The following is an 11822-nucleotide window of genomic DNA, read 5'->3' as shown; positions in this document are numbered from 1 at the left end:
ATAATCGCCTGAATATGGACGTCTGTCGGGAAATCGCTCTTTTTATCGGCAAAGAAGAGCTGTTCACCGCCAACCAGCCGCTCGTGGCTGCAGTCTCTGGTGGGGCGGACAGCCTCTGTCTGCTGCATTGCCTACATCGGTTGAATTATCGGCCCATCGTGGCCCATCTCGATCACCAACTGCGCGAGGATAGCGAATCGGAGGCGCAATTCGTCCGGCAGGCTGCGGCGCAGCTCGGTCTGGAATGCGTGACTGAGAAAGCCGAAGTCGCCGCTTTCGCCGAACACGGGGCATCGCTCGAGGAAGCCGCTCGAATCCTGCGCTATCGCTTCCTGGTTCGCGTCGCCCGGGATTACGGCGTGAACGCCATCGCCACGGGGCATACGGCTGACGACCAGGCAGAGACTGTCTTGATGCATTTCCTGCGCGGCGCCGGACCTTCGGGTCTGCGCGGTATGCTTCCGCGGACGTCCCTCAGCAATTGGGTCGGTATTACAGGCGATGGGGGTGACTTGTCGCTGGTCCGGCCGCTTCTCTGCCTGACGCACCAACAGACGGTGGACTACTGTGAAGCCCGGGGCTTATCGCCGATTCTGGACACTTCGAATCTCGATCCCACATATTTTCGAAATCGATTGCGGCACGAGCTCCTGCCGATCCTGGAAAGTTACAATCCGGAGATCCGCAACGTGTTGAACCGTACTGCCCAGGTGATGGCGGCGGAGGCGGCCTGGCTTGCGGATGAGGTCGAAGGGTGCTGGCCGTCGATTGTTATTCCACAAGGAGATCGTGCGCTTGCGCTGCGTACGGCAGCTTTCCTGGAACTGCCGCTTGCCCTGGAGCGAGCGGTCATGCGAGAGGTGATCTACAAGCTGAAACCCACGTTACGCGACGTGGGCTTCGAAATCGTAGAGCGTGCCTGCCGTTTCGTGCGAGCGAAAGAAAGGGGCAAGCGGATTTACCTGGCTGGAAATCTGGTGTTGACCCGCTTTGCGGAGACGTTCCTTCTTTTCGATGCGGACGCGGAGATGGAGTTCTCAGAATATCCACAAACCGTTTCCGAGTCTCCTGGAGAACTTCCCATTCCAGGGAGAATGGAACTCGCTTGCGGATGGGCGCTGGATGCGATGCAGATGTCCCTGACTCGAGATCTGCGGGAGACGATTTATAGTGACGAGTCCGGAAGAACGGCGGCGATGGACGCCTCGAAAGTCGAAATACCGCTTATTGTTCGCGATCGAAAACGCGGCGACCGCATCCGACCGCTCGGCATGCGAGGATCGCTAAAGGTAGCGGACCTTTTTGTCAATTGCCACATCCCACGAATGGTGCGAAACCGCTGGCCTCTTGTCGTCGGAGGGGATCAAGTGTTCTGGGTTGCGGGATTGCGAATGTCGAATGACGCACGAATTACACAGCAGACGAAAGAAATTATATTGCTTCGATTACTCGATCCCTTTCAAGATAGGGGTGATTCCTTCGCCGCTGAAAGGTAAAATCTTGACTGGGATTCGGGGCAAAGCTATAATCCCGCCAGGTAAAAAAACTGAATTGGAAGAACAATTTTCGGGCTTCGGGCAATACCGAAGGCGCGAACAGGAGGTGCCTCGCCGCAAGGTAGGATCGAACCTGGAAAACCTCGGGGCAAAATCGAAGAAGTTACAGCAGATATCTCCGGAGCTCGCCACAAGCTCTTTACTTCCTTCCGAGAAAGCGATGGTTTGGAATCGAACGGCGAGGGTTGGAACAAGGCCAGCGCTGCGGTCAGGTGATTATCGGTCATCAACGGCGATGTCGGTAGTACCTGAAAGATAATGGAAGGGCGATATGCAGATCGAACCTGAAGGCACGCCCTGCGTGCCTTGTTCTTTACGTCCAATTCCCGTGGGCGAAAAGAGAGATGGTTCAATGCGACCGGTGTGAATCCAGACATGTCACGATCGCAGTTTAGTCTTAAAGCAATCTCAAGGAGGAACAAATGGTGAAAGAAGTCTTGAAAAAGGTGAAGGAGGACAACGTCAAATACGTGTGCCTGCAGTTCACCGACGTGACCGGGGCGGTGAAGAGTGTGGACATTCCTGCTTCCCGCGTCGAGAAAGCGCTGAAGGAGGGGGTTTGGTTCGATGGCTCGTCGGTGCACGGCTTCGCCCGCATCCAGGAGAGCGACATGCGTCTTGTGCCCGATGCAGACACGTACGCGGTGCTGCCCTGGTCACAACCCGAACGGCGCAGAGCCCGCTTGTTCTGCGACATCTATCAGCCGGACGGAACGTTATTTCCTGGCGACCCTCGGGGCGTTCTCAAGGGGGTGCTGCAGCGGATTGAGGATCGGGGTTGGAAAGCCAACATGGGACCGGAGCCTGAATTCTTCCTGCTGCGCCGCAACGGTCAGGAGAGTATCCATCCCGTGCCACACGATGTCGGTGGCTACTTCGATTTTTCTGCCAGCGACGAGGCTCAACGTGTTCGCACCGAGTTGATGCTTGGCTTATCGAGCATGGGCCTGGAAGTCGAGATGGGCCATCACGAGGTCGCACTCGGGCAGCATGAAATCGATTTTCGCTTCGCCGACGCGTTACACGCCGCGGACAACGTCGTCACATTGAAATATACGATCCGCGCACTTGCGGCAAAGTACGGCTTGATCGCCACCTTCATGCCCAAACCGATTTTCGGCATCAACGGTTCCGGGATGCACACCCATCAATCGATCTTTTCCACCAAAGGCGAGAATCTATTCTTCGATGAAAATGATGAATACATGCTTTCCCCCATCGCCTACGGATACATCGCGGGACAGATCAAGCACGCACGAGCACTGGCGGGAATCGTTGCGCCTACGGTGAATTCATATAAACGTATCGTGCCCGGCTATGAGGCGCCGGTGTACGTGTGCTGGGCGCAGATCAACCGCTCGGCGATGATCCGCATTCCGAAATATTCGGGCCAGGCCTGCCGGGCTTGACGGAATCGAACGAAACCTCGAATGCCCCGAACCGGTCAATAACGTGAATATCTACGAAATGTCGCCTGAAGAGCTGGCTGCCAGGAATGTCGGCCAACTGCCCGGTTCCCTGGGGGAAGCGCTGGACGAACTGGACAAGGATGAGGTATTGAAAAATGCCCTGGGCGAAGAAGCCTACGAGGCGTTCGTACGCGCGAAGCGCGCAGAGTGGGATGAGTTCCGCATCAAGGTAATGGACTGGGAAGTCGAATACTATTTAGAGACAGCGTAGTCGTCGATGCAGCGTGCATTCATGCGAAACGAGGTTGAGGACTGCTAGAACTGCAGGGGATTGAAGTTCGTCCCGCGGTCGAAGTAGTCTTCGCCCTCGGCTCGTTTGAGCGCGTTGACGATCGTGTAGGTCAGCGGCGTTGCCAACGCTTCGTAGCCGCTCTTGAAAAGCCATTGGCTGACGATCATGCCGAGTAATACGGAGGCGGGGAGAGCGTAGAATGCGATGCTGATGAAGATCGCTGAGTCGATGCCCTGGCCAACGAGGGTCGAAGCGATCGTTCGTATCCAGAGGAAGCGGCCCTCTGTGGTCAATTTGAGGCGAGCAAGCACGAGGGAGTTGAGAAATTCACCAGCAAGGTAAGCCAGAAACGAGGCCAGCAGCAGCCGGGGGGTAAAGCCCAGGATCGCCTGGTAGGCGCGGGAAGCTTCCTGGGTGTCGGTATAGATTCCAGCCGTCCAAATCGGATCTGCAGGGAGTAAGCCGCCAATCCATATCGCAGCCACAGCCAGCAGATTGCACCCAAATCCGATCCAAATCGCCTGCCGGGCACGGGCATACCCATACACTTCGGTAAGCACATCGCCGAAGATATAAGCGATCGGAAACAGGATCACCGCAGCGGGCAGGGTAAGGTTAAGGACGGTGAACAGCTTCACTGCGATGATGTTCGAGATGATCAACGTCGTGACGAAAACTGCAAGTACGGTCGGATACCAACGATACGCACGCATTTCAGCCCAATTCCCCCCGCGTTCCGTGTTCGCACTCCACGGTGATGGCAATGCCGCCGCGGATGTTGAATTCGCCGACCACCCGGCACCAATGAGGATCCAGAGCTTCGACGAGATTGTCCAGAATCGTGTTGGTAACGTGTTCGTGAAAGACCCCTTCATCCCGGTAGGACCACAAATAGAGTTTGAAAGATTTGGATTCGAGGATCTTTTCATTGGGGATGTATTCGACGTGAATCGCGGCGAAGTCGGGTTGACCTGTCGCAGGGCATAAACAGGTGAACTCTTCCGACTCCAGCCGTACAAGGTAACGGCGGTTGGGATGGCGGTTTGGAAACGTCTCCAGGCGTCTGCTCGGTTCTGAACCTTTCCCGAGTAGCGTGAGTCCCTCCAGGTCTTTGGCTTCCGTCATGTGAGGCTCCCTTCGATGGTTCTGGGCTGTCGGCTGCGTATTTGCGTCCAGGTGCGGCAGTAGGTGCACATGTCCGGAGCCGTCGTCGGCTGCCCGCAGGATTGGCAAGCTCGAAGTTCACGGGAATCAACAGAGTTGCCGTCGGTGATGAATCCGGATTCTTTCGCTCGCAAGAAGGAGAGCAGGAAAGACAGTTTCGCACCCGGTCGCTTGTCTTCCATGCTGTTGAGTAGTTCCTTGTAATAAAGTGATGTTGCCCCCGCTGCGTAAGGACATTCTTCATAGATGTATTCGATACCCCGCAGGAGTGCATAAGCGGCCGTTTCCCGTTCGTAAAATCGAAAGAACGGTTTGGCTTTACGCACCAATCCGGATTTCGCTTCGAGAAGCGGACCCTGGCGGAGGAGGTAGCCAGTCGCCCAATTTAGTGTGTTGCCGAACAACACTGCAGCTTCGTCATCGAGATTGTGGCCCGTAACGAGCACGTCATAATTCTTCTCGCGGGCGACACGATTGAGGATATGCCGTTTGGTGAGGCCGCACACGGAACACGGCCTGTCTTGTCCCCGCAAAGTACGACGGGATGCTTCCGGTATCGTGAAACCCTCCGACGACTCTGTGGCGACGGACAGCAATTGCAGCTTGTTGGTTTCAGCAAAGTCTTCTGCGAACCGCTTGGATTTTGAGGAGTATTGCGTTCCATCGTCGATCCCCAGGTTAATGTAAAGCCCATCGGCATGGTAGCCAAGGCGGACGAGAACATCCCAGAGGCTTAAGGAATCCTTTCCGCCGGAGATGGCGACAAGGATTCGATCATCCTTTGTAAACATCCCATATTTTTCGATGAAACGTTGCGTTTGCTGCGGGATCCAATCGAGGAAATGCTCTTCACACAAGCCCAGCTTGTGCTGTCGCATGTTGATCACGGCTTTCTTGCCGCACTTTCGACAATTCATGGCTGTCTATCGATCCATTGGGAACTATCCGCGATTGGAACCGCCTGAAATTACAGCGATCAAGCGGATTTCCTCTCCATCTGTGAGAATCTCGTCGTCGGTAATGAGTTCCCCATTTCTGGTTATGAGAACCGTCTCGGGCAGCACATTGATTTTCTTCAGCGCGTCTCGAGCTGTCATGCCTGCCCGTACTTCGTATACAGTATCTCGCAATTTAATGGATATCGGCATATTGACCCCAATTTCTCAAGGATTGTACCCAGCCGTCCGGGGCCAGTCAATGAACGTCGAATTCGCCGATGAAATGGGAGCGGTGGATCAAGTTGAGACGGCCGATGCTTCGGCTGCCAGCCGTTGTTCTTCCGAATACATGGCTTTAAAGGCTGCGATGGCGATTGCCAGCATATCATCATCCGGCTCAGCCGTCGTCATGTTCTGCAGCCATAGATTCGGTGCCATGAGGATTTTCGCCAGGGTATGGTTGTGCAATGTTCCCGTGAAGCGGATGTACTCATAAGCCAGCGAAGCGAGCAAGGGGAGCAGCACCAGGCGGCTTATGATTCGGGTCAGCATCGGTAAGGGACCAATGGCGCTGAACAGCAGTATCGAAAATACAAAAACAGTGAGCAGGAAGGCCGTTCCGCAGCGGGGATGTTGGCGCGAGTAAGGCCGCACACCTTCTATGTTCAGTTCCGCGCCATCTTCGAAGGCGTTGATCGTTTTATGTTCTGCGCCATGATACATGTAGACGCGTCGAATGTCCGCAACGCGGCGTATGGCTGCGAGGTAGGCAAGCAGCAATCCGAGGCGCACGAAACCCTCGAGCAGATTGGATTGCCAGGCGTTCCAGGCAAGGAATCGTTCCGCCAGATAAGCGATACCGATAGGCAGGAGCATGAAAACGGCAACAGCGAAGAGCAGCGAGGGCACGAGGGTGAGGGCGAGCATCCCGCCTTCGATCTTCTCATCTTCCGGCGCTTGAATGTTCGCTGAAAATACGAGTGCCCGTATGCCGAGAGCGAGTGCATCCCAGAGCGTGATCAAACCGCGGACGAACGGCAGTTGGGCAATCCTGCTTTGATAGATGCTGCCGAGTTTTTCAGTTTCGACGACGATGGATTGATCTGGTGCACGCACGGCCATGGCACAACTATGTTTACCACGCATCATTACACCTTCGATCAACGCCTGGCCGCCGTACGCTGGCAATTTTTCTTCCATGCTGTTCTTCATCTCCTGCATGTTCTAGTCTTCTGCTGTCTCGAATAGATAATGAATGTAGGTCTCGATGCCGCGATAAAACGTAGGGATGTGCTGCTTCTCGTTGGGGGCGTGCAGGTTGTCGTCGGGCAAGCCGAAACCCATGATCAGACTTTCCAATCCCAGCAGCTCCTGGATGATGCCCACAACGGGAACGGAACCACCCTGACGTTGAAAGACGGGGGCTTTACCCCAGACTTTCTCGAAGGCACGCGTTGCTGCACGGACAGAAGCCGAATCGCGCTCGCTGATCGACGGGAAGCAGCTCGACAAATCCTCTAATTCCCAGGTTACGGTAGGCGGAGCGTTCTCGGTCAGGTAAGTTTCCACGATGGTTTTGATTTTATTCGGATCCTGATCGGGCACCAGGCGCATGGAGAATTTCGCCATGGCCTTCGCAGGAAGCACGGTTTTCGAGCCTTCGCCCGTAAAGCCACTCAGCAGGCCGTTGACGTCCAACGTCGGACGGGCAGTGGCTCTCTCCGCAGCCGTGTATCCTTCTTCGCCGAAAAGGACGGGAACGCCAGTCTGCTCGAGCCACCAGGAATCCGGTTTGGCGACCATCTCCTCACGGTCTTCGTCCGTCAGCGGACGGACATCGTCATAAAAGCCGGGAAGTGTGACTCTGCCGCTGGCGTCGCGCATGCCTGCGATCAACTGGCAAAGAACGTTGGCGGGATTGTCGATCGCACCGCCAAACAAGCCGGAATGCAAATCGCTTCTAGCGCCTTGTAAGCGAAGTTCGAAGTAGGACAGACCGCGCAAGGTATACGTCAGCGAGGGGGTTTCGGGATCCAATATCCCCGAATCGCAGTTCAAACAAAAAGTGCTGGACAACATATCCTTGTGTTCGTGGATAAAGTCGGCGAGATGGGGCGAACCAACTTCCTCTTCTCCTTCGAACATGAATTTGAGATTCACGGGCAATCGGGAGGTGCTTTGGATGGCCTTCACTGCCGTGAGAAAGGCAATCATTTGTCCCTTCATGTCGGATGCGCCGCATGCGTACAGATTTTCCCCTCGCACTTGAGGGTCGAAGGGATCGCTTTCCCATTCCTCCAGGGGTTCCGGGGGTTGAACATCGTAATGACCGTATACCAGGATCGTCGGTTTGTCTGATTCGGCCTCCAGCCACTCGGCGTATACCACCGGATGGCCGCCGGTTTCGATCGTTTTCGCAACTTCACATCCGAGTTCACGCAGGTTCTCTGTGATCCACTCGGCTGCTCGCTCGACGTCCTCATTATTTTCCGGCAGCGTCGAAATCGAAGGTATGCGAAGTATGGTCTTGAAATCCTCCAACGCATCGGCCTGGTGTGAACGAGCCCATTCGATGGCAGATGATCTAGCGGACATGTGTGAACTCCTTACCGTTGGGAAGATTTCAATGAAAAACGCATTTCCCAACGCACCTGGGGAAAGGTTCTGAATTACAAGTCAATACGAAAGTTGTGGAACGAATTATAATGGGTATCGGCGTTTCAACACATCACATCAATTCTACCACTTTCAACTACCAGCATACTTTTGACCCATTCAACACAGAAACTTTGAGGAAGTCCGCTATGCGCAAGTGGTAAATTTTGCAAGATGTGATAGGTTTAACGTCTGCCAATGGCATGGGTTGGGGGTGGAAACTTTCGGGAATGCCCTATAATGGAGGATACGCGGCAAAACGGCCATGGAATTACCCGTTGATAATCCGTCTGAAGATGCTCTCCCGCCCGAAGAAGTTCGTATTCGAAAGGTGTCATTTTCTGTTCAAGCGGATCATCGTCGAGTAAGAATCTCGATGGAGTTGACACCGTTTCGAATTCCACCGGATATAGCTGTCGTAATCACGGATGGCGATGATGTTGAGTTGGCCAGCACGAATATCATCGGTGCCATGAACAGCAGATTGACGTTTACCATGCATCTTCCCGAATTAACACCTTCCAGCCGGTGTCTCTTCCGTGCTGCTGTGGATTATCGAGAGCAGGGAACGGTAGACGAAGTAGAGAAAGCCTTTTCGCTAGATAATTCGTCGTCGGAAGTAGGTTGAGGGACGGATGGCAAAATTCAATTCCGTTCTGCGGCATGCAATCACACCACTGAGTTTTGATGTTGAAAGCAAGGTGCATCGAGAGCACCTGGTCGATGAAATCCACGCGAACATTCCCCGAAAACTCATCATCATAGCCGCCCCGGCGGGATACGGGAAGACGACGCTTCTGGCCGATTTTACGAAACACACGGAATTGCCGGTCTGTTGGGCGCGTCTGTCAGCCGTAGATCAAGACTTGTTCCATTTTGCCATGGTACTTTCCAGCTCGCTGCAACGACGCTTCCGGCGTCTGCAGGGGATATTTGACTTCGATTCGCTTTCCGATTACTCACCTGAAGCTCTCGCACGCATGTTTGTCGAAGTGATCGACGCCAACATCAACGAGACCTTGGTCATTGCGCTGGACGACGTGCATTGGATCAACAAGTCCAAACCGATCTTGAATTTCCTGGACCAATTTTTGGAAGAACAACCCGAACAGGTTACGCTCATTGCTTCAGGACGTGAAGTGCTGGAGGTTTCGCTAGCAAAATTCATGGCGGAGGGGAATCTAATCGGCTTCGGTCCACAAGATCTGGCCTTGTCGAGAGAAGAAATTATTAAACTCGCACGAGTGCATTCCAGCCTGGAAATTGGTGAGGATGCCGCGGAGCGATTGCAGCATGACACCCGTGGCTGGATCACGGGGGTGATCCTTTCGGCGGAACTCTCGGGCCGAGGGTTGAATGCGTTGAAGATGAGTTCACGGCCGATGGTCTATGAGTACCTCGCTTCGGTCGTCCTGAATCGCCAACCGGATGATCTGCGCCGTTTCGTGTTGGACACTTCGGTTTTTCCGGTCATGACGGTGGAGGGCTGCAATTACTTGTTGCAGCGTGATGATAGTTCCAGCATGCTCGCTCGCATCGTCGACCGGGGATTGTTCGTCACGGCGACCGATGAAGGCCCCAGAACATACGAATACCACCCTCAATTCCGTGAATTTCTATTGGAAACCCTGCAGGGTGGAGATGCACAGCGATACAAGAGCTTGCTCAACCGTGCTGCGAGATACCTGGCCGACCATGATTCCCCCGAGTATGCCGTTGAACTGTTCTGCGATGCCGGGGAGGGCAAGCGTGCTGTCGAGTTGGCCGAGAGACGCGCCCGTGAGATGTTTGTCAGCGGACGGTGGCAAACACTCGAGGTTTGGGCGCGGCGGCTCGAAGAGATCGATTCTCCCGCGCCTCGCGTGCTACTTTACCTCGCGGCGAAATACACCCAGCAGGGACGCCTGGAGGAGGCGGAGAAAAATCTCGATCAAGCGAAGACCATGCTGGATCTGGATTCGCCTAAAAATGTGCGGGCGTATTATGAAATTCTTCGCGGCCACGTAGCACTTCGTCGCGGATCATATGAGGCTGTGATCGAAGTAATTAATCGGGCGGAAGATATTTTAAAGCCATCCGGCAAGCGCCTGCAAAAGGCAGAATGCTATCGATTGCGTGCACTGGCATCTTCGTTGAAGGGAGATTTACTTGCAGCCGAATCCTACTGCTCGAAGGCCGTTGCTTTATATCAAAAGACGGAAGGAAAATTAGATTTAGCATACGGTTTGATCGATCAATCGACAATACAGGTTGCTTTGGGGAAATCCTCGGAAGCGTACGCTACGACGAAGCAGGCCCATCAAATCTTGCTGCAGGATGGAGCTCCTCTGCCGCTGGCGGTTTCCTTCATGAATCTCGCGCACGATTCGCATCAGCGCGGTGAGTATGAAGAGGCCATGGAGCTCTACAATGAAGGTCTCAAATATGCGCGTCAAGCAGCCAGTCCTCCGCAGGAAGCTCTGATCCTCTTCGGTCAGGCGGATTTATTCAATGATCTCAACCTCGCCCTGCAGGCTGCAGAGCTTTACGGATTGGGACTGGATATCGCCATACGATTGGATGATCTACAACAAATTCGATACGGGTGCGTGCAGACGAGCGTCCTACACCGCCGGCGCGGGGGCGGAAGTCTGGCGTATGATTGGCTGCGGCGTGCGATCAATCTGGAAAAGACCAGCGATTTGACATCCGAAATAATGATCCAATTGGCGGCGCTGGAATCGCACATTAAACCCCAGCAGTCCATAATGAAGCTGAAATCTATATTGCTAAAGGAACACAACAGCGATGTCGCTATTACCACGTTAGGTCTCTACTTCCAATCACGGGCGGAGTTTGCGATCGGGGCCCGGGATGAAGCGCAAAACACACTCGTACGTGTTCTCGATTGGGCGAACACCAACGGAACCGAACAATTGCTGTCGGCTGAATTGTCATTCGATGATTCCTTTCGTGAGTTCGCGAGGAACCGCCTCGCAGGCCACCCTTCTCTTTCGGTTGTTCTACGCAGAGTTGAGACCATGCGTGCAGTCGCGCAGCATTACCGGAACATCGGCGAAGAAAAAGATCTACGGGGTGTTCGGCTTGTGTTCAAAGCATTCGGGGAAGCCAATGTTCTCAAGAATGATGCCCAGATCACGGATCTGAAACCTCTTGCACGGGAAGTGTTGTTCTATCTCATTGATCACCAACATGTTGACCGGGATGTGCTCCTGGAGACTTTCTGGCAACACCATCCTCCCGGCCGGCAGGTGGCGAATTTGCATACTGCCGTTTACAGCCTGCGTCGGGTACTTGGCCGTTCGACGATTCTGCATGAAGGTTCGGTATACTCGGTCAATCCTGAACTCGCCATTGAATACGATGTGGCTCGATTTGAACGGGCTACATCGGTAGCCGAAAGTCTACCGATCGGTGATCCTCGCCGTATGTTCGCTCTTACGGAAGCGATCAATTCTTACACGGGATCGTTTCTATCCGAATTCGATTCAGATTGGGTCGTCGAACGGCGTCGGGATATAGAACTTCAATATCTTGATTTGTTAGCCCAACACGCCGAAGAGGCATTGATCCGCGATCAGCCATTAAGGGCTGTCAATACACTTCGTCAGGCCTTACAGATCGATCCCCTTCGTGACGATACCAATTTCCGATTTTTAGAGGCACTCGGACGATTGGGCCGACGAAGCGAGATCGTGGCTCACTATCAGAAATACGTGAATGGACTCTCGACAGAATTGGGGTTGGATCCACCGAAAACGGTCCGGGATCTGTACGCCCGATTAATCAAGTGAGTGGCGAATTCAAT

9 protein-coding genes and 1 pseudogene are annotated in these 11822 nt (G+C 54.0%); 4 read left to right on the top strand and 6 right to left on the bottom strand.

Annotated elements, in window-relative coordinates:
* The first annotated feature begins 14 nt into the window (after window positions 1-14).
* Both tilS and P8Z34_15770 read left to right on the top strand, forming a co-directional pair.
* Window positions 15-1496 (top strand): tRNA lysidine(34) synthetase TilS, encoded by a 1482-nt coding sequence (tilS, locus tag P8Z34_15775; GenBank protein ID MEJ2552134.1) that lies wholly within the window; start codon window positions 15-17, stop codon window positions 1494-1496.
* A 482-nt stretch (window positions 1497-1978) separates the two neighbouring features.
* A pseudogene (locus P8Z34_15770) lies at window positions 1979-3236 on the top strand (glutamine synthetase family protein).
* Between the two features lie 44 nt (window positions 3237-3280).
* On the opposite strand, the gene P8Z34_15765 reads toward P8Z34_15770, so the two are convergent.
* The 6 genes from P8Z34_15765 to P8Z34_15740 all read right to left on the bottom strand — a co-directional run bounded on the left by P8Z34_15765 (window position 3281) and on the right by P8Z34_15740 (window position 7954).
* Window positions 3281-3970, bottom strand: a complete 690-nt coding sequence (locus P8Z34_15765) for a queuosine precursor transporter (protein MEJ2552133.1) — start codon at window positions 3968-3970, stop codon at window positions 3281-3283.
* A 1-nt stretch (window position 3971) separates the two neighbouring features.
* Complete coding sequence (gene queF / locus P8Z34_15760; GenBank protein ID MEJ2552132.1) at window positions 3972-4382, bottom strand: preQ(1) synthase; 411 nt, start codon at window positions 4380-4382, stop codon at window positions 3972-3974.
* Complete coding sequence (locus P8Z34_15755) at window positions 4379-5338, bottom strand: ATP-binding protein (protein ID MEJ2552131.1); 960 nt, start codon at window positions 5336-5338, stop codon at window positions 4379-4381. The genes queF and P8Z34_15755 overlap by 4 nt, the downstream gene beginning before the upstream one ends.
* A 24-nt stretch (window positions 5339-5362) precedes the next feature.
* Complete coding sequence (locus P8Z34_15750; GenBank protein MEJ2552130.1) at window positions 5363-5569, bottom strand: MoaD/ThiS family protein; 207 nt, start codon at window positions 5567-5569, stop codon at window positions 5363-5365.
* 87 nt (window positions 5570-5656) lie between these two features.
* A complete protein-coding gene (locus tag P8Z34_15745) occupies window positions 5657-6559 on the bottom strand; it encodes a DUF1385 domain-containing protein (GenBank protein MEJ2552129.1) in 903 nt (300 codons plus the stop codon).
* A 24-nt stretch (window positions 6560-6583) separates the two neighbouring features.
* Window positions 6584-7954, bottom strand: coding sequence for a dipeptidase (locus P8Z34_15740; protein ID MEJ2552128.1), 1371 nt, complete (start codon window positions 7952-7954; stop codon window positions 6584-6586).
* A 325-nt stretch (window positions 7955-8279) separates the two neighbouring features.
* Between P8Z34_15740 and P8Z34_15735 the strand changes: the two genes are divergently transcribed.
* Together P8Z34_15735 and P8Z34_15730 are read left to right on the top strand one after the other, a co-directional pair.
* A complete protein-coding gene (locus P8Z34_15735; protein ID MEJ2552127.1) occupies window positions 8280-8642 on the top strand; it encodes a hypothetical protein in 363 nt (120 codons plus the stop codon).
* 7 nt (window positions 8643-8649) lie between these two features.
* Entirely contained in the window at window positions 8650-11808 is a 3159-nt protein-coding gene (locus P8Z34_15730; protein MEJ2552126.1) for a BTAD domain-containing putative transcriptional regulator, read from the top strand.
* The last annotated feature ends 14 nt before the right edge of the window (window positions 11809-11822 follow it).

Source organism: Anaerolineales bacterium, assembly GCA_037382465.1.
Classification (GTDB): domain Bacteria; phylum Chloroflexota; class Anaerolineae; order Anaerolineales; family E44-bin32; genus WVZH01.
The sequence above is the reverse complement of the archived record's forward strand: the minus strand, read 5'-3'. Positions and strand labels throughout refer to the sequence as shown.

Bases quoted from the DNA above. Each gene is read 5' to 3' on its own strand.
- tilS (MEJ2552134.1), top strand. From the start codon at position 15: ATGGACGTCTGTCGGGAAATCGCTCTTTTTATCGGCAAAGAAGAGCTG.
- P8Z34_15730 (MEJ2552126.1), top strand. From the start codon at position 8,650: ATGGCAAAATTCAATTCCGTTCTGCGGCATGCAATCACACCACTGAGT.
- P8Z34_15745 (MEJ2552129.1), bottom strand. From the start codon at position 6,559: ATGGAAGAAAAATTGCCAGCGTACGGCGGCCAGGCGTTGATCGAAGGT.
- P8Z34_15765 (MEJ2552133.1), bottom strand. From the start codon at position 3,970: ATGCGTGCGTATCGTTGGTATCCGACCGTACTTGCAGTTTTCGTCACG.
- P8Z34_15755 (MEJ2552131.1), bottom strand. From the start codon at position 5,338: ATGAATTGTCGAAAGTGCGGCAAGAAAGCCGTGATCAACATGCGACAG.
- P8Z34_15750 (MEJ2552130.1), bottom strand. From the start codon at position 5,569: ATGCCGATATCCATTAAATTGCGAGATACTGTATACGAAGTACGGGCA.
- P8Z34_15735 (MEJ2552127.1), top strand. From the start codon at position 8,280: ATGGAATTACCCGTTGATAATCCGTCTGAAGATGCTCTCCCGCCCGAA.
- P8Z34_15740 (MEJ2552128.1), bottom strand. From the start codon at position 7,954: ATGTCCGCTAGATCATCTGCCATCGAATGGGCTCGTTCACACCAGGCC.
- queF (MEJ2552132.1), bottom strand. From the start codon at position 4,382: ATGACGGAAGCCAAAGACCTGGAGGGACTCACGCTACTCGGGAAAGGT.